At 55.0% G+C, this 24,230-nt stretch carries 19 protein-coding genes and 3 tRNA genes; 14 read left to right on the plus strand and 8 right to left on the minus strand.

Annotated features, from left to right (window positions below):
- Window positions 1-183: 183 nt before the first annotated feature.
- The gene (locus ACQE2I_RS05615) at window positions 184-1,122 is read left to right on the plus strand and encodes a LysR family transcriptional regulator (RefSeq protein WP_427030474.1); all 939 of its coding nucleotides are present in this window, start codon (window positions 184-186) and stop codon (window positions 1,120-1,122) included.
- Window positions 1,123-1,285: 163 nt separating this feature from the next.
- On the opposite strand, the gene ACQE2I_RS05620 is transcribed toward ACQE2I_RS05615, so the two are convergent.
- Both ACQE2I_RS05620 and ACQE2I_RS05625 read right to left on the minus strand, forming a co-directional pair.
- On the minus strand, window positions 1,286-2,224 hold the full coding sequence (locus ACQE2I_RS05620) for an ABC transporter substrate-binding protein (protein ID WP_427030475.1): 939 nt from the start codon (window positions 2,222-2,224) through the stop codon (window positions 1,286-1,288).
- 56 nt (window positions 2,225-2,280) lie between these two features.
- Entirely contained in the window at window positions 2,281-3,456 is a 1,176-nt protein-coding gene (locus tag ACQE2I_RS05625) for a TauD/TfdA family dioxygenase (protein WP_427030476.1), read from the minus strand.
- A gap of 167 nt (window positions 3,457-3,623) precedes the next feature.
- Here ACQE2I_RS05625 and ACQE2I_RS05630 point away from each other — a divergent pair, with 167 nt between their 5' ends.
- The 4 genes from ACQE2I_RS05630 (at window position 3,624) to ACQE2I_RS05645 (ending at window position 7,217) form a co-directional block, all read left to right on the plus strand.
- Window positions 3,624-4,490, plus strand: coding sequence for a LysR substrate-binding domain-containing protein (locus ACQE2I_RS05630; RefSeq protein ID WP_427030477.1), 867 nt, complete (start codon window positions 3,624-3,626; stop codon window positions 4,488-4,490).
- A 101-nt stretch (window positions 4,491-4,591) separates the two neighbouring features.
- Window positions 4,592-6,040, plus strand: a complete 1,449-nt coding sequence (locus ACQE2I_RS05635) for an alanine/glycine:cation symporter family protein (RefSeq protein WP_427030478.1) — start codon at window positions 4,592-4,594, stop codon at window positions 6,038-6,040.
- A 227-nt stretch (window positions 6,041-6,267) separates the two neighbouring features.
- Complete coding sequence (locus ACQE2I_RS05640; RefSeq protein ID WP_427030479.1) at window positions 6,268-6,876, plus strand: FMN-dependent NADH-azoreductase; 609 nt, start codon at window positions 6,268-6,270, stop codon at window positions 6,874-6,876.
- Window positions 6,877-6,917: 41 nt separating this feature from the next.
- On the plus strand, window positions 6,918-7,217 hold the full coding sequence (locus tag ACQE2I_RS05645; RefSeq protein ID WP_427030480.1) for an MGMT family protein: 300 nt from the start codon (window positions 6,918-6,920) through the stop codon (window positions 7,215-7,217).
- 167 nt (window positions 7,218-7,384) lie between these two features.
- Here the strand turns inward: ACQE2I_RS05645 and ACQE2I_RS05650 are convergent, their stop codons facing one another.
- Window positions 7,385-8,953 (minus strand): GNAT family N-acetyltransferase, encoded by a 1,569-nt coding sequence (locus tag ACQE2I_RS05650; RefSeq protein WP_427030481.1) that lies wholly within the window; start codon window positions 8,951-8,953, stop codon window positions 7,385-7,387.
- A 42-nt stretch (window positions 8,954-8,995) separates the two neighbouring features.
- Entirely contained in the window at window positions 8,996-9,910 is a 915-nt protein-coding gene (locus ACQE2I_RS05655; protein ID WP_427030482.1) for a DMT family transporter, read from the minus strand.
- Window positions 9,911-10,071: 161 nt separating this feature from the next.
- On the opposite strand from ACQE2I_RS05655, the gene ACQE2I_RS05660 reads away from it, so the two are divergent.
- The 5 genes from ACQE2I_RS05660 to ACQE2I_RS05680 all read left to right on the plus strand — a co-directional run bounded on the left by ACQE2I_RS05660 (window position 10,072) and on the right by ACQE2I_RS05680 (window position 18,435).
- On the plus strand, window positions 10,072-12,093 hold the full coding sequence (locus ACQE2I_RS05660; protein WP_427030483.1) for an FAD-dependent oxidoreductase: 2,022 nt from the start codon (window positions 10,072-10,074) through the stop codon (window positions 12,091-12,093).
- 171 nt (window positions 12,094-12,264) lie between these two features.
- Window positions 12,265-13,311, plus strand: coding sequence for a threonine aldolase family protein (locus tag ACQE2I_RS05665; RefSeq protein ID WP_427030484.1), 1,047 nt, complete (start codon window positions 12,265-12,267; stop codon window positions 13,309-13,311).
- 292 nt (window positions 13,312-13,603) lie between these two features.
- Window positions 13,604-15,526 carry a PrkA family serine protein kinase gene (locus ACQE2I_RS05670; RefSeq protein ID WP_427030485.1) on the plus strand — a complete coding sequence of 641 codons (1,923 nt, stop codon included), beginning with the start codon at window positions 13,604-13,606 and terminating at the stop codon, window positions 15,524-15,526.
- A 35-nt stretch (window positions 15,527-15,561) separates the two neighbouring features.
- The gene (locus tag ACQE2I_RS05675; protein WP_427030486.1) at window positions 15,562-16,845 is read left to right on the plus strand and encodes a YeaH/YhbH family protein; all 1,284 of its coding nucleotides are present in this window, start codon (window positions 15,562-15,564) and stop codon (window positions 16,843-16,845) included.
- A 24-nt stretch (window positions 16,846-16,869) separates the two neighbouring features.
- A complete protein-coding gene (locus ACQE2I_RS05680; protein ID WP_427030487.1) occupies window positions 16,870-18,435 on the plus strand; it encodes a SpoVR family protein in 1,566 nt (521 codons plus the stop codon).
- An 81-nt stretch (window positions 18,436-18,516) separates the two neighbouring features.
- Here the strand turns inward: ACQE2I_RS05680 and ACQE2I_RS05685 are convergent, their stop codons facing one another.
- A complete protein-coding gene (locus ACQE2I_RS05685; protein ID WP_427030488.1) occupies window positions 18,517-18,831 on the minus strand; it encodes a high-potential iron-sulfur protein in 315 nt (104 codons plus the stop codon).
- Between the two features lie 291 nt (window positions 18,832-19,122).
- On the opposite strand from ACQE2I_RS05685, the gene ACQE2I_RS05690 reads away from it, so the two are divergent.
- A complete protein-coding gene (locus ACQE2I_RS05690; protein WP_427030489.1) occupies window positions 19,123-19,398 on the plus strand; it encodes an Lrp/AsnC family transcriptional regulator in 276 nt (91 codons plus the stop codon).
- An 86-nt stretch (window positions 19,399-19,484) separates the two neighbouring features.
- Window positions 19,485-20,330: a DNA/RNA non-specific endonuclease gene (locus tag ACQE2I_RS05695; RefSeq protein WP_427030490.1), complete on the plus strand. Its 846-nt coding sequence runs from the start codon at window positions 19,485-19,487 to the stop codon at window positions 20,328-20,330.
- A gap of 55 nt (window positions 20,331-20,385) precedes the next feature.
- Here ACQE2I_RS05695 and ACQE2I_RS05700 read toward each other — a convergent pair.
- From ACQE2I_RS05700 to ACQE2I_RS05710, 3 genes are all read right to left on the minus strand, one after another.
- Window positions 20,386-20,472: transfer RNA gene (locus ACQE2I_RS05700), tRNA-Leu, on the minus strand.
- A gap of 44 nt (window positions 20,473-20,516) precedes the next feature.
- Window positions 20,517-20,603: transfer RNA gene (locus tag ACQE2I_RS05705), tRNA-Leu, on the minus strand.
- A gap of 86 nt (window positions 20,604-20,689) precedes the next feature.
- A tRNA-Leu gene (locus tag ACQE2I_RS05710) sits at window positions 20,690-20,776 on the minus strand.
- 249 nt (window positions 20,777-21,025) lie between these two features.
- On the opposite strand from ACQE2I_RS05710, the gene rnr reads away from it, so the two are divergent.
- Together rnr and rlmB are read left to right on the plus strand one after the other, a co-directional pair.
- A complete protein-coding gene (gene rnr, locus ACQE2I_RS05715) occupies window positions 21,026-23,419 on the plus strand; it encodes a ribonuclease R (RefSeq protein ID WP_427030491.1) in 2,394 nt (797 codons plus the stop codon).
- A gap of 2 nt (window positions 23,420-23,421) precedes the next feature.
- Window positions 23,422-24,219, plus strand: a complete 798-nt coding sequence (rlmB, locus tag ACQE2I_RS05720; RefSeq protein ID WP_427030492.1) for a 23S rRNA (guanosine(2251)-2'-O)-methyltransferase RlmB — start codon at window positions 23,422-23,424, stop codon at window positions 24,217-24,219.
- The last annotated feature ends 11 nt before the right edge of the window (window positions 24,220-24,230 follow it).

A 24,230-nucleotide genomic window follows, 5' to 3' on the forward strand; every position in this document is an offset into this window, starting at 1 on the left:
TTGGTTCCTTATCTTGTTAGTTGCTTTGCATGCTTGTGGGTTGTGAGTTGTGAGTTGTGAGTTGTGAGTTGTGAGTTGTGAGTTGTGAGTTGTGAGTAGAGTGTAGCGGCTATTCTGGCGGAGATAATCAGGCTATTATTCAAGATATTGTTGCGTGAAAGTATAGAATAGCTGAGGAGAGGAATGGCGCACCTGGATGATTTGGCATTTTTCCAGCACTTGGCGCGGGCGAGGAGTTTAACCGCGACCGCCCGTGAGCTGGGGCTGTCGCTCTCGGCGGTGAGTAAGCGGCTGAAACAGTTGGAGGCACGCTTGGGAGTAGAGCTAGCGGCTCGCACTACGCGGCGGTTGACGCTAACTGCCGATGGCGAGCGCTATCTGGCTCGTGGCGCGCTAATTTTAGATGAGCTGGATGAACTGGAAAATTCACTGGGAGAGGGAGCCGATCGGGCGCTGAGTGGTCGACTGCGGGTCAACGCCACCTTTGGTTTTGGTCGCCGCCATATCGCACCGCTACTGTCGCGCTTTTGCGCCGAACACCCCGAGGTGGAAGGGTGGTTAGAGCTGACTAATTTCCCGCTTAACCTTAGCGATCATGGTTTCGATATCGGTATTCGTATTGGTGAGCCACCGGAATCGCGCTTGGTGGCTCGGCGAATTTTGGCCAATCGACGGGTACTCTGCGCGTCGCCTGACTATATCGCCCAAGCGCTACCCATTCATGCACCGGCAGACTTGCAGCAGCACGAATGCTTGGTGATTCGTGAGAACGACAGTGATTTTCCGCTGTGGCGCTTTGAGCCTAGCGGCCAACCGAGCCAATTAACCTCTGGAAAAGTGTCGTCGGTCAAAGTCAGCGGTCGGCTGGCGAGTAACGATGGCGAGGTGATTACCCGTTTAGCCCTGGACGGCCACGGTGTAATGCTGCGCTCCTGGTGGGACGTTAACGAGCACCTTGCCAGCGGGGCGTTAGTTGAACTGCTGCCGGGCTGGCAAGGCGTGCGGGCGGATTTTTACGCGGTGTTCGAACAGCGCCGCCACGTGCCCGCCCGGCTGCGCGCCTTTATTGACTATGTTCAGCGCGAGATGGCGGGGCGGGTATCGGCAATGCCTAGGAGTTAATGGACTATTGGGTAGGGCAGTCTTCACCTTGGGTAACGTCGATCAGTGCGTCGCTGGGGAAGTCGCGGTCACGCAATCTAGGCCGCGCTCAAGGGGGGCCGCGGCGGTTGTTAGCAACGTTAAATGGCAGTGAAGAGTGCTAATTTGTGAGCATAAACCTAGCCTAAAGGTTTAAGCTCTCTTCAATGACGGGCCATGCGGGGTTGCCGTCGGTGGTGGTGACGTTGGCCAGCATCGCTTCGATGCGCTCTGGATGCTCATTTATCCACTGCTCGGCCACCTCTGCTAGGTCTTGCTCTTCTTGGCCGAACGCTTGAATCATCCAGCTCTGCTCTTCAGCTGAGAAGGTGAACTGTTCAAAGAACGTGACTACATTGGGATTGGCTTCCGCATAGTCGCCGCGCAGCAGCGTCAGTACATCGCTTTCGCCATTGTTCTCGCCGAACAGGTCTTCGGGGTCTTCCAGGTAGCGCATCGGCAGTTCAAGGTTCATCCAGTGGGGCGTCCAGCCTACCCAAACAATCGGCTCTTGCCGTGAGATGGCGTCTCGCGCGGCGGAAAGCATGCCCACTTCACTGGTATCAACGATCTGCCAGTCGCCTAGCCCCCAAGCGTCGTTGTCGATGGCATTGTGGAGAATCTCGCTGGCGGCGGAGCCTGCGCCGAAGCCATAGATCTCTGCGTCGAACTGTTCGCTATTTTCATCCAGATCAGCAAAATTTTGAATGCCACTCTCGTACAGATATTCCGGCACTGCCAGCGTCATTTGTGCGCCATCGACGTTATTGGCGACATCAATCAGTACGCCTGACTCCCTGCGCGGATCGAACATTTCCCGCTGTGCAGGCAGCCAAGCACCCAGAAAAGCGTCGATATCGCCGCTTTCAATACCTTGGTAAATCACCTGCAGGCCGATCTCCTGGGTGCTGGTCTCGTAGCCCAGCGGGTTCAATAACTGTTCAGCGATGGTGGTCTTGACCGTAATGCCGGGCCAAGCGGGGACACCGAAGTCAAGGGTTTGGTCGTCCGCCTGAGCCGCCGAGGCGAATAGCGCGGTAGTGGCGAGGGCAATGCCCGAGGCGAGAGGCTTAAGGTGTGTCATAGGATCTCCTTACTAGGTTTTGTAATCGACGAGTATCGAGATAAATAAATGTCGCGTTACTCGTTGCGGGCTAGCACCCGAAGGCGTGAGGCCAGCATGTCGCGGTCTAAATAGGTGCCCTGTAAATGGCGTGCGCCGCTGTTGGGATCAAACTCGCGCCGCCCGTGCAGTACCCGGCGGTTATCAAAGGCGACCATCTGGCCGGGGCGGAGCGTGAACTCAATTTGGTGCGCTTCGCTGTGAAACAGCTTCCAGAGTAAGGCGTAGGCGCTGTACCAGGCATCCATCTGCTCTACCGGCAGGTGAAGGGCATCGCGAATCCAGTTGTTTAAGCGCATTTCGACCAGACTGCCTGTGCTATCCAGGGTGATCACTGGTGCCCGCATGGAAATATCGTGGGTTTCATCCTGAAAGCGAAAGTCGATGGGTGTTTCGCTGAGAATCGTCAGCGCCGCTGGGGCTTGCTGGCGTAGGGCCTCGACCACGCGCGCACCATCGGCAAACAGCGACTCGCCGCCGCTGGCGCCGTTTTGCAGGCAGTAGAGCAACTGGATATCCGGCGGTTGGCGCCAGTTGGGCAGATCGATATGCAGCGGTAAGCCTACGGCGGTATAGGCCGCGTTATTGGGGTTGGGCTTGGAGCGCACATCAAAACGGGCGCCAAAGTTGGTGGCGCGTAGGGGGCCAATACGTTCAGCCAAGCGGCTTACTTCCTCTTCTACCAAGGGGCCATCGGTAATCAGCGCCAGGCCGTCACGCAGCATCGCGGTGAGCCAGGCTTGCTCGCCTTGCGGCGTAAGAAAATCGCTATGACGGATACGCACCGGGGTGAAATTATCGACCCATGGCCGGATGTTGGGCACGGCAGACACCTGCTTGGCTTCCGGGCGGCGCTGGTAAAGCCAGCCGCTATGAAAGGCACTGATATGGCCATCCTGCCAGTTAAGGTGTAAGTGCCCATCCAGTAGCGCCACACTGGGTGGTTCGGTGATGGCTTCAAGCGGCAGGTAGAGCCGTTCACGGGTTTGCGGATGTCGGCAGGCCGGGCAGGCGCAGTGGTCGCGTAGCCAGAGCAGGGGTAGGGTGGTTTGCTCGCCGTCGTGCCACGCCAGCGCCACGCCCTTGTGAGTCAGCGTCGTTTGAGCGAGTGCCGGGCCTGATTGATAAGGCGTTAATTCACCCATTTCAGGGGAATGGGGGGTCGTTAGTGAGGTTTGTAAAGCGCTATTCATGATAACTCCAGGTAACTCCCTTAGCGGCAGTGCCCCAGAAGTATGAGTGTGAGGGCTTTGCTTTAAAGGGTGTGCGTAAGTGCTACCTAGGATGCGGAGTGGCAGCAGCAGTGACAAACGATTAATCTGACCCCTAAGGTGTCATTTTACTTATAGGTATCTTTTTCATGAGCCAGTTGCCGCCATTGCTATGGCTACAAGCCTTTGAATCTGCAGCGCGCACGTTGAGTTTTACCGCCGCGGGAAATGAGTTGGGCGTCACTCAGGCAGCGATTAGTCAGCGCGTTCGCTTGCTGGAAGACCGTGTGGGGCAGAAGCTGTTTGTGCGCCATGCACGCAGCTTAACGCTAACACCTGCCGGGCAGGCGTGGCTGCCGAGTATTCATGATGCCTTCGTGCGCATTAGCGAAGGCACCTTGGAAGTGTTCGGCAGTACGGCAGAGCAGCCGGTGACGCTGCGTGCCACGCCTGCGATTCAGCAGTCTTGGCTGGTGCCGCGTTTAATTGCTTTCCATCGCGTTCACCCCCAGGTAGCGATTCGCCTGGTGAGCGCTATCTGGCCCGATGACTTTGGCCCCGAAGGGGCGGATATCGAGATTCGCTATGGCAAAGGGGAGTGGGCCGGCGTTGAAATGTGGCCGCTAGGCGAGGAGCAACTGCTGCCTGTTTGCTCGCAAGCCTTGGCTAAAACGCTAACCGCGCCGCTCGATCTGGCGGGGCATACGCTGCTGCACGCAGTGGGATTTGGTGTGGGGTGGCCAGGGTGGCTGCAGGAGGCGGGGGTTGCCCATCTGGAAGCGCAGTGCTGGTCGCTTACCTGCGATAATCAAGTGATGACGCTGGCCCTGGCTAGCCAGGGCGGAGGAGTCGCGCTCACCCACCGCCGGTTAATGGAACAGCGCACCGATCTGGTGGCGCCTTTTGAGCTTAGTGTGCCCAGCGATGAACGCTTCTGGCTGGTACGTCCTAGCCGACGCCATGTTAGTGACGAAGCCGTATTAGTGTGGCAGTGGCTTTGCGATTCGATAGGGTAAGTGGTTATTGCTGCTTTAACGTATTTTCGCCAATTTTCTTGCCATTTTTGTACAATCGTGAAGAATGATGTGCCCTCATTATTTGAAAAGGCGTGTTTTTCATGGACTTTACTCTACCTCCGTTGCTCACGTCGCTGGTGGATCGCGGTAATGGCTTGCTCTGGGGCAGCGTACTGATTTACCTGCTGATTGGTGCAGGTCTCTATTTCACGGTGATGACCCGCGGTATTCAGCTGCGCTATTTCGGCCATATGTTTAAGCTGTTGCGTAGCTCTCGCCAATCAAATGGCGGAATTTCTTCGTTTCAAGCGCTTTCAACAAGTCTGGCGGCCCGGGTAGGCACCGGTAATCTGGCGGGTGTCGCGGTGGCTATTTATTTTGGTGGCCCTGGGGCCATTTTCTGGATGTGGATGACGGCAATGGTGGGGATGGCGACCAGCTTTGTGGAGTCGACCCTGGCCCAGGCGTATAAAACCGACCACGGCGACAACACCTTCCGCGGCGGCCCGGCGCGTTATATTGAGCGTGGGCTGGGGCTGCGTTGGCTGGCCGTTTTATTCTCTATCTGCTTGATTATCGCCTTTGGGTTAGCGTTTAACAGCGTTCAGGCCAACTCTATCGCCCAGGCCATGGAACAGGCATTTGCCATTCCCAGCTGGGTCATGGGATTAGTCTTGATGGCCGTTGTCGCACCGATTATCTTTGGCGGCTTGAAGTCGATTGCCAAGGTGGCTGAGTTGGTTGTACCGCTTATGGCGCTACTCTACTTGGTACTGGCGCTGGTGGTTGTGGGTTTAAATATCAGTGATTTGCCTGCAGCGATCATGACCATTGTGCGCAGTGCATTTGGCTTTGAGCAGGCGGCCGGTGGCGCGGTGGGCTATGCGGTTTCCCAGGCCATCATGAACGGCATTCAGCGCGGGCTATTTTCCAACGAAGCGGGTATGGGCTCGGCGCCCAATGCGGCAGCCACTGCCTCAACGCGGCCAGATCATCCTGCTGCCCAGGGCTTTATTCAGATGCTTGGGGTGTTTCTAGATACGTTGGTGATCTGCACGGCCACGGCGGCCATCATCATTATGGCTGGGCCGGAGTTGATGGCTGGCGATGAGAATAACGGCATTCAGTTAACCCAAATGGCGTTGTCTAGCCATGTGGGCGACTGGGGTGGCATGTTTATCGCGGTGGCGATTCTGCTGTTTGCGTTTACCTCGGTGATTGCCAACTACTCCTACGGTGAGTCCAACATTGAGTACCTGGCCGGGCGCCGCGCGCCTGTAGCGGTACTGATTTACCGTTTGGCGGTGCTGGCGATGATTATGGTCGGCTCGGTGGCCAGCCTAGGGGCGATCTGGAACTTTGCTGACCTCACTATGGGGATGATGGCGGTTATTAACCTGGTCGCTATTCTAATGCTGTCGCCGGTGGCTTTCGCGCTCTTCCGCGACTACGAAGCGCAGTTGAAAGCGGGCAAAGAGCCAGTGTTTGATCCTAGCCGCTTCCCTAAATTGGTTAACAAGGTTGACCCAAAGGCTTGGCCCAAGAAGTAATTGAGCCCAAGTCATTGAGACAAGTAAACGATTTGCGGTAAACGTGCTCCAGCCATTTAATACACTGGTTTCGCCCCGCGACGCATTTTTGCGTCGCGGGGCTTTTTATTGGCTGTCGCATAATTCGATTTAATCGAATACAAGTTGGAAAACGTTGCGCTTTTGCTTATTGAAAAGCGCCGTAGAATAGCTGCCAATCCTTCCCCTATACGACTTTGGAGCTTTCAATGACCTCGCGTGCCCTGGTGATTACCTCTTCTATTCTGGCTGAGAACGGCCAATCTAATGCGCTGGCGAATCGCTTTATCGAGCAGGTTAACGCCCGCAACGATATCGCGGTCACCCAGCGTGATGTCGTCAAGAATGCATTGCCCCACCTGGATATTAGCGAACTAGGTGCTTGGCAAGTGGCGACCGCAGAGCGTACCGCTGAGCAGCAGGCGTTAGCCGCGCGCTCGGAAGAGCTGTTAGCTGAGCTGCGTGCCAATGAGGTGTTGGTTATTGCGGTGCCTATGTATAACCTGGGTATTCCTTCACAGTTGAAGGCGTGGTTTGACCGCGTGCTACGCGCTGGCGAAACGTTCCGTTATACCGAAAACGGCCCTCAAGGGTTGGTGGAAGGCAAGCGAGCGATTATTCTGGCAGCGCGCGGTGGTCAGTACGCAGGCACTGAATTTGACAGCCAAACGCCTCATCTGAAAGCCATGCTGGGGCTGATGGGAATTAAAGATGTTGATGTGGTCTATGCTGAGGGCCTGAATTTGGGTGAGCAGCAGCGAGAAGCTGCGATCAAAGAAGCTTTCCAGGCGATCGATCAATTGGTTGAGGGGCTTTAAGCACAATCAGAAGCGCTCTCAAGAAATAAAAGGATAATCACATGGCTCGGCCGGAATTACTCGAACAGATCTATACTATTGTCGATCAGATTCCGCCGGGCCGGGTGACGACCTATGGCCGCATTGCCGCCATGACCGAAGGTGCCACGCCGCGCATGGTGGGGTCGGCGATGCGCCACCTGCCGGATGGCCACCAGTTGCCTTGGCATCGCGTAATTGCATCGTCGTTGAAGCTTGCCGATCACGGTGGCGCCGAGCACCAGCACCGCAAGTTACGCGATGAGGGCATTCTGTTCGATGCCAAAGGTCGCGTCCCAGCGCACCTCGTCTGGCCGGATTAAGTTTTTTAAAGCACTTTTAGAAATATCAACGCCGCCCAATTAGGCGGCGTTGTTGTATCTATGAATGGCGTTGATGATTCTTCTCACGACTCACGACTCACGACTCACGACTCACGACTCACGACTCACGACTCACGACTCACGACTCACGATTCACGATTCACGACTCACTCCTCCAGATTAGCACCCGACTTCCACGACCAGTCACGCCAGCGTAGATCAAATAGGTCCTTACGGCGGTCTTTAAGATTAGTCACTGAACCTTCGGCACGCACTACTGTTAGGCGGGTTAGATCCAAATCGGAGAAGAATATCATCTCGGTATTGGGTGTCGTTTCCGCCAGCACCGCATCGTGGGGGAAGGCGAAGTCAGACGGCGAGAACACCGCTGATTGGGCGTACTGGATATCCAGGTTTTCAATCGAAGGCAGGTTGCCGACGCTGCCGCAGAGCACCACGTAGCACTCGTTTTCAATCGCCCGCGCCTGGGCGCAGTGACGTACGCGCAGGTAGCCGTTTTTGGTATCGGTCCAGAAGGGCACAAACAGTACATCCATATCCTGGTCGGCCAGCAGGCGGCCCAGTTCCGGGAACTCCACGTCGTAGCAGATCAGGATGCCCACGCGGCCAGCGTCGGTATCGAATACCTGAAGCTCGTCGCCGCCCTCAATCACCCAGTCGCGGCGCTCTTGAGGCGTAATGTGCAGCTTGGCCTGGCGCTCAACGGTACCGTCGCGGTGGAACAGGTAGGCGATGTTGTAGAGCCGGTCGTCGTCACCCACTTCAATCATTGAGCCACCGACAATATTAATGTTGTAGGAGACCGCCATGCGTGAAAGTTCAGCTTTAAAGCGCTCGGTGAAACCGGCCAAAAAGCGAATCGCGCCCATTTGGTCCTGCTGGGCAGCGCGATCCTGTAGTCCCATCAGCGGCGCGTTGAACAGCTCTGGAAATACCGCAAAGTCGCTCTGGTAGTCGGAGAGTGCATCGACAAAGTATTCGATCTGCTGGAGGGCGGCTTCCACTGAGGAGAACTCGCGCATTTGCCACTGTACCGCACCTATGCGCACCTGGGTGGGGCGGTTGTCGAGCACGCTGGCGGCGGGCTCAAACAGAATATTATTCCACTCTAACAGGGTGGCGTAGCCGCGCGATTGCTCATCTTCCGGCAGGTATTTACGCAGCAGGCGCTTTACCTGAAAGTCGTTGGCCTGCTGGAAAGACAGAATCGGGTCATAGATCTCTTTACGCGAGACTTTATCAATGTACTGAGCGGGCGTGAGCTCATTGGCATGCTGGTGATATTCAGGAATGCGCCCGCCGGCCAGAATTGCCCGCAAGTTCATCGAGCGGCACAGCTCTTTACGCGCTTCATAGAGACGACGCCCCAAACGATACCCACGGTAGTCTGGGTGAATCAGCACATCTAGGCCGTACATGGCGTCGCCATCCTTATCGTTCAGGATGATCTCGCGGTGGCCGATCAAGTCGTCATATTTATGCGGGTTGGAAAACTCGTCGTAATCTACCTGCACGGTAAGCGCCACGCCTACTAAAATGCCGTCATTCTCAATGACGATTTGGCCGTCAGGAAACGCCTGAATTAATTTGTCGATCGTAGGCTTCGGCCAGGCACCGCCGATGTCATGATAGACAGCGTCCATCAATGTCTTGAGCTGATCGTAGTCATCGCTCGTTAGGTTGCGTAGATTAAGATGCAGTTCTTCCAGGGACATATCAGGGCTTCCCAGCGTTAGAAATCGACGGTTATTCTAGCATTATCGAGCATTGCTCGGCTTATCCGAGGTTAAACTGCGTGCTAACGGGCGTGTCAGCGTTTGCGCCATAATGACCCCGGCTAGAATCAGCAGCCCACCGGTAAAGTGGAATCTCGACACTTGCTCCCCCAATAGGGCCATCGCAATCAAGGCGCTAAATAGCGGCATTAGGTTGATGAAAATACTCGACTGATTGGCACCGATCTGACGCACAGCGCGCATCCACAAAAAGGTGGTAATGATCGAGGCAGGGATGCCTGCGTAGACAATCAGCCCGATATTTTGGCCATCAATAGGCGTCATTGGCCCCATCAAATAAGGTGGTAATAAGAACAGCACCGCGAAACAGACCTGGGCATAAAGCATCACCCAGGGCGGTAGGTTCATCGACCAGCGTTTGAGCATTACCCCATATAGCGCGTAGCAGGTAGCCGCCACCACCATCAGCGCATCCCCCAGGGCGACCTCTAGCTGCAGCAGCGAGAGCGGATTACCGCGCCCGAGTAGAACGGTAACCCCCACGAAGGCCAGCACGCCGCCTAAAATGCCGCCCAGAGTCGGCGGCTCGCGTAGAATCAGCGCGCTAAGCAGCACGGTTAGTAACGGCACCATGGCGGCGAGAATGCCCATGTTGGTAGCGGTCGTGGTTTCTGCCGCCACATAGGCCAGCCCTTGCCATAAGCCCATGCCGAGTAGCCCAAGCAGTGCCAGCTTAGGCCATTGGCGACGGATTTCGTCGCGATGGCGTAAAACTGCGGGCAGCACAAACGGGGTCATCACCGCCAGGGCGAGCAGCCAGCGTAGAAAAGCGATACTGCTTGGCGCGATGGCGCCTACGCTAAGCTGGTTAATGGTCATATTGCCCGACCAGATAAGCACAGTGGCGAGCGGCGGCAAAAAATACATCAAGGGCATAGCAACGGTTCCTTATCGTTAGCCGGGTAATGTGCCGTGGATTTGCAGGTTGGGCAAGGGGGCGGCCCAAGTATCGAGGGACTATACGTGCTGCTCAGGATGTCATACGCTTGTTTGAATTCGTTTTAAGATTGCTGCTAATAATATCAAGGAGAAATTTGATGACCCCTGCGCCCGTCTACCCGCATCTGTTCCGCCCGCTGACTATTGGCCATTTAACGCTGCCCAACCGCATTTTAATGGGCTCAATGCATACCAATTTGGAAGAGGCACCCAATGGTTTTGAGCGCCTAGCAGCCTTTTATGCTGAGCGGGCGCAGGCGGGGGTTAGCCTGATCGTCACGGGTGGTATTGCCCCCAATGCGGAAGGCGCCGTCTTTCAGGGCGCTCATGCGCTGGTGGATGAGGCGCAGCTGCCCGAACACCGCCAAGTGGTAAACGCGGTGCATGCTGAGGGCGGTCATCTGTGCATGCAGATTCTCCATGCTGGGCGCTACGCCTACTCGCCGGACTTGGTAGCACCTTCGGCTATTCAGGCGCCGATCAACCCCTTTATGCCTCGGGCACTCGCTAGCGATGAGGTTGAGCAGCAAATTGCCGACTATGTTCGCTGTGCCAAACTTGCTCAACAGGCGGGGTATGATGGTGTTGAGATCATGGGTTCAGAAGGCTATCTGATCAATCAGTTCATCTGCCAGCGTACCAATCAGCGTGACGATGAGTGGGGCGGGGCGTTTGAGAGCCGTATGCGCTTTGCTGTCGAGATCGTCCGTCGGGTCCGCGCGGCGGTGGGCGAGCGTTTTGTGATTATCTTCCGTCTTTCGATGATTGATTTAGTCGAAGAGGGCAGCACCTGGGAAGAAGTCGTTACGCTGGGCCAAGCGATTGAAGCTGCCGGGGCTAATGTGATCAATACCGGCATCGGTTGGCACGAAGCGCGGGTGCCGACCATTGTCACCAGCGTGCCCCGCGCCGCCTTTACCGAAGTGACTAAGCGCATCAAGTCGGCGCTGTCGATTCCGTTGATCACCACTAACCGCATCAATATGCCTGAGGTTGCCGAGCGCGTGCTAGCAGCAGGGCACGCTGATATGGTCTCCATGGCGCGGCCTTTCCTGGCCGACCCCGCTTGGGTGCGCAAAGCCGAGGAGGGCCTGGCAAAAGAGATCAATACCTGTATCGCCTGTAACCAAGCCTGCTTGGATCATACCTTTGCCGGCAAGCTGACCTCCTGCTTGGTTAATCCTCGTGCCTGTCATGAAACCGAGCTGGTAATAGAGCCTGCGCAAACGAACAAACGGGTCGCCGTTGTGGGTGGCGGACCGGCGGGGCTGGCAACGGCTGTGACAGCTGCTAGCCGTGGACATAGCGTAGTTTTATTCGAGCAGCGCAGTGAGCTAGGCGGGCAGTTTAACTACGCGCGTAAGATTCCCGGTAAAGAGGAGTTTAACGAAACCCTGCGCTACTACCGGGTAATGCTTGAGAAATATGCGGTAGAGGTGCGCTTGAATACCACCGCCACTGCAGCAGCGCTTGCCGATTTCGATGAGGTGGTGATGGCCACTGGCGTTCAGCCCCGCGAGCTAAGCCTACCGGGTCACGACCATCGCAAAGTATTGAGCTACGCCGAAGCAATTGAATCCCCTGAACGAGTTGGCCGTAAAGTAGCTGTCATTGGTGCGGGAGGCATTGGTTTTGATGTGTCTGAATTGCTGGCCCACCAAGGACACCCAGTATTAGATATCGCTAATTGGTGCGACGAATGGGGCGTTGATTTAGCCGTAGGCGAACGGGGCGGTCTAAAAGCGCCGACGCCGCCGGTGGTTCCCCGCGAGATTGTCATGCTCCAGCGTAAAACCTCCAAACCCGGAAAGTATCTGGGTAAAACCACCGGTTGGGTTCACCGCGCATCGCTTAAGCAGCGGGGAGTGAAAACCCTCACTGGCTGCGAATACCTCAAAATCGACGACGAGGGGCTGCACATTCGCCGCGACGGCGACGATCAAGTACTCGCCGTTGATAGCATTGTCGTGTGCGCCGGGCAGGAGTCAGTGGGTGATCTACTGGCGCCGTTAGAGCGTATGGGAACGGCGGTACATGTTATTGGCGGCGCCGATGAAGCTAGTGAGTTGGATGCCAAACGCGCAATTGAGCAAGGCACTCGATTGGCGGCGAGTTTGTAAAAAGAGCACAAGGACAGATTGATAAGTAAGTGCTTAAAAGCGCGGGTGACGTTAGCCCATAAATGTCGATAGACTAAATGACTAATCTAGCTATTAAGTATAGCTAGATATTAAAGGCGCGAGTGGCACCCAGCTCGCGCCGTTCGATCGCCAAATAAAAGGACTGTCGTCATGACCTCGGAGTGTAGCCCGCGTTTTTTAGCCAGTGATAACACCTCCGGTATCTGCCCGGAGGCGATGGAATATCTGCTTGAAGCCAATCGCAGCGATGACCTGGCCTACGGTAACGATCTCTGGACTGCCCGTGCGGCTGACCGCTTCCGCGAGATGTTCGACTACGACTGCGATGTCTTCTTTGTTTTCAACGGCACCGCCGCCAACTCGCTGGCGCTTTCGGCGATGGGGCGTAGTTACCACAGCGTTATTTGTCATGAGCTAGCGCATATTGAAACCGACGAGTGCGGTGGTCCGGAGTTTTTCTCTAACGGCGCCAAGCTACTTACCTCTCCGGGCGCCAATGGCAAGTTAACACCGGAAGGCATTGAGGCGTTGGTGACTAAACGCAGCGATATTCACTACCCCAAGCCCAAAGTCGTCTCGCTCACACAAGCCACTGAAGTCGGCACCCTATACTCTCGCGAAGAACTCATGGCAATTCGCGCCATTGCCGACAAACATGACCTGCGCCTACATATGGACGGCGCACGCTTTGCCAATGCCTGTGCCAGCCTAAACGCTTCACCGGCTGAGTTAACCTGGCAAGTGGGGGTGGATGCGCTGTGTTTTTCGGGTACCAAAAACGGCCTAGCGTTTGGAGAGGCGATTCTGTTTTTTAACCGGGAGCTGGCCGAAGATTTTTCCTACCGCTGTAAGCAGGCGGGCCAATTGGCCTCAAAAATGCGTTTTGTCTCAGCCCCATGGCTAGGCTTGTTAGAAAGCGGTGCCTGGTTAGCCAACGCACAGCATGCCAACGCCATGGCGCAGTATTTATCGGAAGGTTTGCAGGCGCTGCCAGGCGTGTCGTTGATGTTTCCCACTCAGGCCAACAGCGTGTTCGTTGAATTACCGCCCTCCGCCATTGAAGCGTTAAAAGCCAAAGGTTGGACGTTCTATACCTTTATTGGTGCCGGCGGCGCACGTTTTGTGTGTGCTTGGAATACTACCGTTGAATTGTTAGATGAGTTATTAGCCGATATTCGCTCAGTACTCGCGCGTTAAACACGCTCCGTAGGACTCTTCTCACGGCCACTATTTGGCAACTCACGCTCACGCCGCTGCTCCCTAGCGGCGGCGTGACGCTTTAACGCTGCGCAGGTGTCTATGTTTCTTCGTTGACGCAACTAATCGCCTGAAAAAATCTCTTAACTTATATCGCTGCTGCGTTGAAGGTTTTAGTCATCATTTTTTGCTAATGCTGACTACGCTAAAAAAGCGACACCTCACTTGGCGCGCCGTTGCGAAACACTTGGCTTGGCGGTGACTGCCTGGGGATGAGCCACAGGAGAGTTTCATGAGCATCTTTGATCACGTTCAAGACCGTTTTTCCCGCGTTCAGCAAGAGGACATAAGCCTTGAGGAGTACTTGGCGCTTTGTCGCCGTGATCCGAAGGTTTATGCCAGCGCCGCTGAGCGCATGCTGGAAGCCATAGGCGAGCCTGAAGTGATCGACACGGCGAAAGACCCGCGTCTATCACGTATTTTTTCCAATAAAGTGATCCGCCGTTATCCCGCTTTTGCTGAATTTCACGGTATGGAAGAGGCCATTGAGCAAATCGTGGCCTACTTCCGCCATGCTGCCCAGGGGCTTGAAGAGCGTAAACAGATTCTCTACTTGCTTGGCCCGGTGGGCGGCGGTAAATCGTCGTTGGCTGAGCGACTCAAGCTGCTGATGGAGCGCATTCCATTTTATGCCATTAAGGGTTCTCCGGTTTACGAGTCGCCGCTGGGCCTATTCTCCCCTGAAGAGGATGGCGAACTGCTGGAGAAAGAGTACGGTATTCCCCAGCGTTATTTACGCAGCGTGATGTCGCCCTGGGCGGCAAAACGGCTAAAAGAGTACGGCGGCGATATCTCCCAGTTCCGGGTGGTGCGTTTGTATCCTTCACGGCTTAATCAAATCGCTATTTCGAAAACCGAGCCAGGGGATGAGAACAACCAGGATATCTCTTCGCTGGTGGGTAAAGTTGATATTCGCCAGTTGGAGCTCTACTCCCAGGATGACCCGGACGCCTACAGCTTTTCCGGTGGTTTATGTCGCGCCAACCAAGGGTTGATGGAGTTTGTGGAGATGTTCAAAGCGCCGATCAAGGTGCTGCACCCGCTGCTCACTGCGACCCAGGAGGGCAACTACAATCCCACTGAAGGGATGGGGGGCATTCCCTTTGATGGCGTGATTCTGGCCCACTCAAACGAGTCGGAGTGGCAGGCGTTTCGTAACAACCGCAATAACGAAGCCTTTCTTGATCGGGTCTATATCGTCAAAGTGCCTTACTGCCTGCGCGTGTCTGAAGAGGTTAAAATCTATCAGAAACTGCTTGAGGATTCCTCGCTTAATGCGGCGCCCTGCGCGCCGGATACTATGCGCATGTTGGCGCAATTCTCGGTACTTTCGCGGCTAAAGGTACCGGAAAATTCTAACGTCTACTCCAAAATGCGCGTTTACGACGGTGAAAACCTAAAAGATACCGACCCACGTGCCAAGTCGATCCAAGAGTATCGCGACACCGCAGGCGTGGATGAAGGTATGCAGGGGCTGTCTACCCGCTTTGCGTTTAAGATTCTTTCCAAGGTCTTCAACTTCGACAGCACCGAGGTGGCCGCCAATCCGGTGCACTTACTTTACGTGCTGGAGCAGGCGTTGGAGCGCGAACAGCTGCCGTCTGAAGTGTTTGAACGCTACCTGGGCTTTATCAAAGAGTTTATGGCGCCCCGCTATGTGGACTTTATTGGTAAAGAGATTCAGACCGCTTATCTCGAATCCTATAGTGAGTATGGTCAAAATATTTTTGACCGCTACGTAACCTATGCTGATTTCTGGATTCAGGATCAGGAGTATCGGGATCACGAAACCGGCGAGTTGCTCAACCGTCAATCGCTGAACGAAGAGCTGGAGAAAATCGAAAAGCCGGCGGGCATTTCAAACCCCAAAGACTTCCGCCACGAAGTGGTCAACTTTGTGCTGCGAGCGCGGGCGCAAAATAACGGCATGAACCCGAGCTGGCAGTCCTACGAAAAACTCAAAGGCGTTATCGAGCACAAAATGTTCGCCAATACCGAAGAGCTACTGCCGGTTATTTCATTCAATGCCAAAGCCTCCCGGTCGGACCAGAAGAAGCACGAAGACTTTGTGGCGCGGATGGTCGATCGCGGCTACACCGAGAAGCAGGTTCGACTACTCTCCGAATGGTACCTGCGCGTGCGCAAGTCTCAGTAGCGGCTCGCGTTTAAGACAAGAGCTCTGGAGGTCGTATGACCTACTTTATTGATCGCAGGCCTAACGCTAAACATAAGAGCGCGGTAAACCGTCAGCGCTTTTTAGAGCGCTATCGCAAGCATATCAAGCGCTCGGTGGAGGAGGCTGTTAACCGCCGCTCGATTACCGATATGGAGCGGGGGGAGAAGATTTCTATTCCGGCAAAAGATATCTCTGAGCCGGTATTTCAACACGGCCCGGGCGGGGCGCGAAACGTTGTATCTCCAGGTAATAAGGAGTTTGTCGCGGGTGATAAAATCCGCCGACCTAGCGGTCAGGGCGGCAGTGGGTCAGGCGAGGGGGGCGCCTCTAATCAAGGCGAAGGCGTTGATGAGTTCGCCTTTACGCTTAGCCGTGAAGAGTTTCTGGAGTTCGTGTTTGACGGCCTAGAGCTGCCCCATTTGCAGCGCAAGCCACTGAAGTCGCTGGAAGAGGTTAAAATGGTGCGGGCGGGGCTCTCCCGCGATGGTGTTCCTTCGCGAATTAGCATTACCCGCTCGATGCGTGAGGCCTATGCCCGGCGTATTGCCCTGCGCGCGCCGATTAAGCGCGCATTAAAAGAGGCTCAAGAAGCCCTGGAAGCCGAGGAGCGTAAAGACCCGGTTCTGCGTAATCCCGCGCGGGTTGTCGAATTGAAGGCCGAGATCGACCGACTGGAGAAGCGCATCGCGGGTGTGCCGTTTATCGATACCTACGATCTGCGTTACCACCAGCTCAGTGCCCAGCCCCAGCCCTCAAACCAAGCGGTAATGTTTTGTGTTATGGATGTTTCCGGTTCGATGACGCAAAACCACAAAGATATCGCCAAGCGCTTTTTTCTGCTGCTCTATCTATTCCTGGAGAAGCACTACGAGAAAGTTGAACTGGTATTTGTGCGTCACCATACGGCGGCCCGGGAAGTCAATGAGGAGGAGTTCTTCTACTCACGGGAAACCGGCGGCACGATTGTTTCCAGTGCGCTGAACCTGGTAAATAAAATCATCGAAAAACGCTACCCCGTTGGCCAATGGAATCTATATGTGGCCCAGGCTTCCGATGGTGATAATTGGGACGATGACTCGAATATTTGTCGCGACTTACTAATCAAACACCTAATGCCGCAACTGCAGTATTACGCTTACGTTGAAATCACGCCTCACGATCATCAATCGCTGTGGCATGAGTATGAAAGTGTGGTCGATGAGTTCTCAGAACGCTTTGCGATGCGGCAGATTGTAGAGGCGAGCGATATTTATCCGGTCTTTCGTGAGCTGTTTAAGCGCCGTTTAAGCCAGTCGTGAAGGCTATGTGTAGAGGAGTGGGCTATGAGTGCGACCCGCAAGCGTAAACCGATTGCCACCGGCTCTGATTGGAACTTTAGTGTACTGGAGTGCTTTGATGCCGAGCTGGCCAGGCTCGCCGATGAGTATCGGCTAGATACCTATCCTAACCAAATCGAAGTGATCACCACGGAGCAAATGATGGATGCCTACGCTAGCGTAGGTATGCCGGTGGGCTACCATCATTGGTCGTTTGGTAAGCAGTTTCTGGCCGTCGAGCAGGCTTATAAACGTGGCCAAATGGGCTTGGCCTATGAGCTGGTGATCAACTCCGATCCTTGTATTGCCTATCTGATGGAAGAGAACACGCTGATGATGCAGGTGTTGGTGATGGCCCACGCTTGCTACGGCCACAACTCCTTTTTTAAAGGCAACTATTTGTTTCGTACCTGGACCGATGCCTCTTCAATTGTCGATTATTTGGTCTTTGCCCGACAATACATTGCCAAGTGTGAAGAGCGCCACGGTGTTCAAGCCGTCGAGCAACTCCTGGATGCCTGCCATGCGCTGCAAAATTATGGGGTTGACCGCTACAAGCGGCCCTCGCCGATCTCCGCTGAAGAGGAGGCGAAGCGCCAGGATGAGCGCGAGGCCTACCTGCAAACCCAGGTCAATATGCTCTGGCGGACTATTCCCGAGTCGCCCACTGGCGTTTCGCCACTGCCGGGCAGCCTGCATAGTGACGATGACCCGCTGGACTTGCACAGCGGCGGTCACTACCCTTCAGAGCCTCAGGAGAACCTGCTCTACTTTATTGAAAAAAATGCCCCGTTGTTGGCGCCCTGGCAGCGCGAAATCGTGCGTATCGTGCGCAAGCTGGCGCAATATTTTTATCCCCAGCGGCAAACGCAAGTGATGAATGAGGGCTGGGCGTGTTTCTGGCACTACACGCTGATGAATCGACTCTATGACGATGGCAATATCGACGAAGGGTTGATGCTGGAGTTTTTGCAGTCTCATGCAGCAGTCATTAACCAGCCAGCATTTGATAATCCCCACTTTAGCGGGATTAATCCCTACGCGTTAGGCTTTGCGATCTTTATCGATATCAAGCGTATCTGCGAAGCACCTACCGATGAGGATCGCGAGTGGTTTGCTGATATTGCGGGGTCTCCATGGCGGGAGACGCTTGAGTTTGCGATGCGCAACTTCAAAGATGAATCGTTTATCCAGCAGTTTCTATCGCCGAAGGTGATGCGCGACCATAAGCTATTTTTAATAGTGGATGATGATCTGGCAGAGACTCTTGAAGTGGCGGCGATTCATAATGAGCAGGGTTATCGTCAGGTTCGTGAGGCGCTGGCTACTCAGTATGCGCTTTCTGTTCGCGAGCCTAATATCCAAGTGGTTGAAGCGGCTATTCGCGGGGATCGCTCTTTGACACTTCATCACGTGCAGGATAGCCGCCGCCCATTAGGCCGCAGTGTTTATCCGGTGATTCGCCATCTACAGCAGCTATGGGGATTCCCTGTTCATCTTGTCTCTTTGGAAGAGGGCCGTGTAATGCGGCGTTTTCACTGGCCGGTAGAGGATGAAAGCCCGGCCTCTTAGCCACTAGCGTGCCTTAAACAAAGCTACCCCGCTCAAAAAAGCGGGGTAGCGGTGCTTATACGGCTATCAAGTTTTAAAAGCTTAAGCTTGGGCGGTCCAGGATTGGCACCAGCCAGCTGGCTCAACGCTATTCTCGGGGAATAGCTGGCAGCCTTCATTTTCAGCAATGAAGAACATGCAGTTATCGCAGCGTTCGCCCTCTTCATAAGCCGGATGGTCGCTGGCTTCACTGGCATCTTCTACGTAGTTAAGCGCTTGGGCATTGCTTGCGGAGGGGGCAAGACGCGGCAGCTCTTGAGCAAAGGCGGTCTTGGAAAGAATGCCTACGCCAAAGGGCAGGGCAGCAAGCCCCATCATACTGTTGCGCATGAAGTCACGACGGCTCTTATTAGCCATGATTTCTCCTTATCGTCACGGTCTGACGTTGGGTTACGTAGTTGGGTTACGTATCGGGTGGTTATCCACCTCTTAAGGCTCTGAGATAGTCTAACAGCCGGAGTTCTTAGCTACATCTACATCCTTACAATTCCATGCTAGCGGATGTACAAAGGTTGTGCGAATGCCTTCAGGTGTATAGCGACAATTAGTCACGCTGTTGCTGGGTGCTGCGCTCGCTTCCTCGTCACTGCTATACTCTGCGCAGCTTCGACATTACTTTTTATGACCATTTTTTCTAAGGGGCGTGCCATGCAAAACGCAGTCATTTTAATCAATACCGAAAAAGGCCAAGTGAAGGCCGTGGCCGAGCGCCTGGCTGATGTGGATGGTATTAGTGAGGTTTACTCTACCTGTGGCCGTTACGACCTAGTAGCGATTGCCCGCACCCGCGATTTTGAGAGCCTGGCTGAGTTAGTCACCGAGCGCTTAAACGCCGTTGAGGGTGTCAGCGATACAGAAACGCTTAACGCCATGCAGGTTCACTCCCGCCATGATCTAGAAACGATGTTTTCACTAGGCTGGTAATTCGAGCCGTCGCCTTCACATGCTGTATACAACGATAGGCGCTTATAAGCGCGGGCCGGGGAGCAAGACTGTTGGGGAAATCACTTTTGAGCTGGCGTCGGCAGGGGCGACGTTTAGGCATCACCGTGCTGTTTATAGTGGTGGGTACTGGGCTTTGGCAATTTCAAGAACGCCAGCAGAAAGACGCCTACACCTGGATGGGAGTGCCCACCTGGGAGGAGTTTCGTCCCACTACGATGCATCGCGTGTTGCGCAACGACGGCTATTTAGCAGGCTGGTCAGATGTGCGGGTCAATCCGCTATGGGTCAGCTATCAGGTTGAAGCGGTAGGCGATTCACGCATTGGCTCTCGGCCTAGTTTTCAAGCCGATTGGCGCACGTTATGGCCTGTGGGTACCGACAGCTATGCGGGAAGTGGCTACGACCGAGGTCATTTGGCGCCCAATTATGCCATCGCCGCCGTGCACGGGCGTAGCGCGCAAGTTGATACATTCCTAATGAGTAATATGACCCCGCAGCGGCCCAACCTGAACCGGCAGCTCTGGCAGCGGTTGGAAGAAGCGGTGATGGATCACTTCGCGCCGCGGTTTGATCGCTTGCAGGTGATCACCGGGCCGGTGTTTCCCGAGCACTTTATGGATAACGTGTTTAATCGCGTGGGTTTGGTGGAAGTCCCAGAGGCGTTTTATAAGATTATCGTGGTGCCGCATAGCGAAGGGCCTTTAGCGCTGGCCTTCATCATGCCGCAAGACGTGCGCGGCAATGAGCCGTTAGATGACTACTTAGTGACCATCGATGAAATTGAAGCGCGCACAGGGCTTAACTTCTTTCCAGACTTAACTGCTGAAGTAGAAACTGTTTTAGAGGGAGAGCTGCGTACACAAGGGTGGGCGCTTGAGGAAGTGGCAAAGCGGCCGGGGCGGTATCAATAAAAGGGATGCAAAAGATAGTTAGCAATGATGCGGGCGGGGCCATGTCATAAAAGCATGGTGCCCAGGAGAGGACTTGAACCTCCACGTCCATACGGACACTAGCACCTGAAGCTAGCGCGTCTACCAATTCCGCCACCTGGGCGCATCATCTAACGCTTAGATTAACACTTGCTGTTTGTGTTCGTATGGTGCCCAGGAGAGGACTTGAACCTCCACGTCCATACAGACACTAGCACCTGAAGCTAGCGCGTCTACCAATTCCGCCACCTGGGCGAACACAAACTGACTGCTCTTGCTTAATGCTATTACTTGCCGCCGCACCAAATTACACCATGAAAAGGGGATAACATGTTGTCGTTTGGTGCCCAGAAGAGGACTTGAACCTCCACGTCCATACGGACACTAGCACCTGAAGCTAGCGCGTCTACCAATTCCGCCATCTGGGCAAGTGGCGCGTATAATACCGGGGTGATGGTTAAATGCAAGGCCTCGTCGCCGCTTTTTAGTAAGCAAATTGTATAAACAACGGTTAAGACGGTTGGGTGATTGAACGTGCGGCGCTATACTGCGCCTATGACTAAACAAAACCCTATTCATTTCAGTTTCTCAAGCGCTGAAATATCCCGCCCGCAACGCACTGCGTTTGCGCTGTTTTTATGCCTCTCGCAAATGACCCCCTCAAGGATGTTGATCGCATGAAGTATTGGACATTAAGTGATGATCCGCACGCCGAGCGCGAGGCGCATAAATATGGTAATCCAGCGCCAAGTCGAGAGTATCTGCTTGCCGCATTAGAGAGCTATGGCAAGCCGATTACTCACGAAAATATGAGCCGCATGCTGGGCTTAGAAGATGAAGAACTTATTGAAGCCGTTAGGCGCCGTTTGGCAGCGATGGAGCGCGACGGCCAGGTGTTGCGCGACCGCCGCGGTGCCTATGCGCTGATCGATAAGCTCGATCTGGTTAAAGGTAAAGTGCTAGGGCACCGTGACGGCTTTGGTTTCCTGCTGCGCGATGATGGCAAAAAGCCTGACCTGGTGTTGCCGCCACGCCAGATGCGGCGTGTCTTCCATGGTGATCACGTGCTGGCACGTATCAGTGGACGCGATCGCCGCGGCCGTGATGAGGCGACCATTGCTGATGTCATCGCCCGCAATACGCAAACCATTGTGGGTGTTTACCGCAGTAATACGCCTGAGTTTGGTATTCTGATTCCGGAAAATCCGCGGATTACCCAGGAAGTGATTATCCCTCATAGCGCCTGCGGTGGTGCTAAAGATGGCCAGGTCATCTCTGCCAAGATCGTTCAGCAGCCTGCTACGCGTATTCAGCCAGTCGGCGAAGTGATTGAAGTTCTCGGTGAGCGTATGGATCCGGGTATGGAAATTGATATTGCGATCCGCAGTTACGATATTCCCGCTGAGTTTCCGCCTGAAGTGCTTGACCAGATCGGCGGCATTTCAGCCGAAGTGCTGGAAGAGGATAAGCAGCACCGTGTCGACCTGCGTGATGTGCCGTTGGTCACCATCGATGACGAATCTGCCAAAGACTTCGACGATGCAGTGTGCGCGTGGAAAACCAAATCCGGTAGTTGGAAGCTGCTGGTCGCTATCGCTGACGTTTCGCACTACGTGCGCCCTGGCACGTCGCTTGATGATGAAGGCAGGACACGGGGTAATTCGGTTTACTTCCCCGGTCAGGTGATTCCTATGCTGCCGGAGCTACTATCTAATGGGCTTTGTTCGCTGAATCCCCACGTGGATCGCTTAGTACTGGTGTGCGAGATGAATATCTCCAAGACCGGCGCTATCAGCCGCTACCGTTTTTATGAAGCAGTGATGAACTCTCACGCTCGTCTTACCTATAACAAGGTGGCGGCAATTCTCGACGACAAGAGTGAAGAGGGCGAGGCGCTACGGGCAGAGCATAGCGAGCTAGTGAAGCCGCTGCAGGGCCTGGAAGAGCTCTACTATCTGTTACGCGAAGCGCGTGCAGAGCGCGGCGCGATCGATTTTGATACCACCGAAACGGCAATCATCTTTAATGATGAGCGCAAAATCGAGAAAATCGTTCCGCGCAGCCGCAACAATGCCCACAAGCTGATTGAGGAGTGCATGCTTGCCGCTAACGTGGCGACCGCACGCTTCCTGGATAAGCATGACTTGCCAGCGCTTTACCGTATTCATGAGCGGCCCACCCCGGAACGACTTGATAAGCTGCGGCTGTTCTTAAATGAGCTGGGCCTGTCGGTGGGCGGTGGCGATATGCCGACACCCCAGGACTATCAGGCGCTGCGCGAAACAATTGCTGACCGCCAGGACTTCGATATCATTCAAACGGTGATGCTGCGTTCGATGAATCAAGCGGTTTATTCGCCGCAAAACGAAGGGCACTTTGGCCTAGCCTATCAAGCCTACGCACACTTTACCTCGCCGATTCGTCGCTACCCTGATCTGCTGGTTCACCGCGCTATACGCTCAGTTATCCGCGGGCCGCGCCAGACCAATACGGTGTTACGCGTTGAGGGATCACCCGTTGAGCCACCGAGCAAGTGGTGCCCGTATACCTTCGAGCAAATGCTTGAACTGGGTGAGCACTGCTCAATGACTGAGCGGCGCGCCGATGAAGCGACCCGCGACGTTGAGAGCTGGCTGAAGTGCGAGTTTATGTCCGACAAGCTCGGCGAGACGTTCGACGGAACGATTGCTTCGGTTACTCAATTTGGCCTGTTCGTTCGTTTAGATGAGTTCTACGTGGAAGGGTTGGTGCACGTTACCTCGCTGCCTTCGGATTACTATCACTACGAAGCTGAGAAGCACCGCCTGAAAGGCGAGCGTACTGGCACGACGTATCGGTTGGGCGACGGACTGACTGTCCAGGTGGCTCGCGTCGATATGGACGACCGTAAGATTGACTTTGGACTGAATGATGAGAAGCCGCGCCCACGCCGTCAACCGCGTAAAAGTCGCGGTAGTCAAGAGGGCGCGGGTGCTAAGGGTAAGGCTGCCAGTAGCGAGAAACCTGCTACGCGCCGCGGCCCAAGGCGCACCCGTAATGGCCCGCGCAAGCCATCACCGAATAAGGGTTAAGTATGAAATCGGTGTCATCTCGACGTGGTTCTCGTCAGGCTGTTCGTACCCCGGATGGGCTGGATCAAGTGTATGGCGTTCACGCTCTGCAGAGCCTGTTAGATAGGGGAGAGGCGCCGCGCGAGTTGTGGCTGCAGCAGGGCGCGGGAAGCCGCTTAAGTGAGTTGGTCGCTCAGGCTCAGGCGGGTGGCGCTCGAGTAAAAGAGCAGCCCCGCGACCTGCTTGATCAATTGACCCAAGGCGCCGCCCACCAAGGCGTGGTGGCGTTTTGTCCGCCGCTGACGCCTGAGGGTGAAGAGTCGCTGTGGTTAAAACTGCGTGCTTGGCCGTCGTCCACACCACCGCTGCTGCTAATCCTTGATGGCGTCACCGATGTGCACAACTTCGGCGCCTGCCTACGTAGTGCCGATGCGGCCGGTGCCCACGGGGTCATTGTGGCTAAAGATAAAGCGGCACCGCTTAATGCCACGGTGCGTAAAGTGGCCTGTGGAGCCGCTGAGGTAGTACCGGTTTATCAGGTGACCAACTTGGCACGCACGCTTGCCAAGCTTAAAGATGCTGGTGTCTGGATAACCGGCACGGCCGGTGAGGCTGAGGCCAGCGTATTTGAGATTGATATGACGGGGCCAACCGCGCTGGTAATGGGGGCGGAAGGCAAGGGCATGCGCCGCTTAACCCGTGAGGCGTGCGACAACCTTGCCAAGCTGCCCATGGCGGGCGAGGTGTCCAGTCTTAATGTCTCAGTGGCCACCGGTATTTGTCTGTTTGAGGCCGTCCGTCAGCGTCAGCTTGCAAGTTAACCGCCGCGCTA

Source organism: Halomonas sp. H2, assembly GCF_050215315.1.
Classification (GTDB): Bacteria; Pseudomonadota; Gammaproteobacteria; order Pseudomonadales; family Halomonadaceae; genus Vreelandella.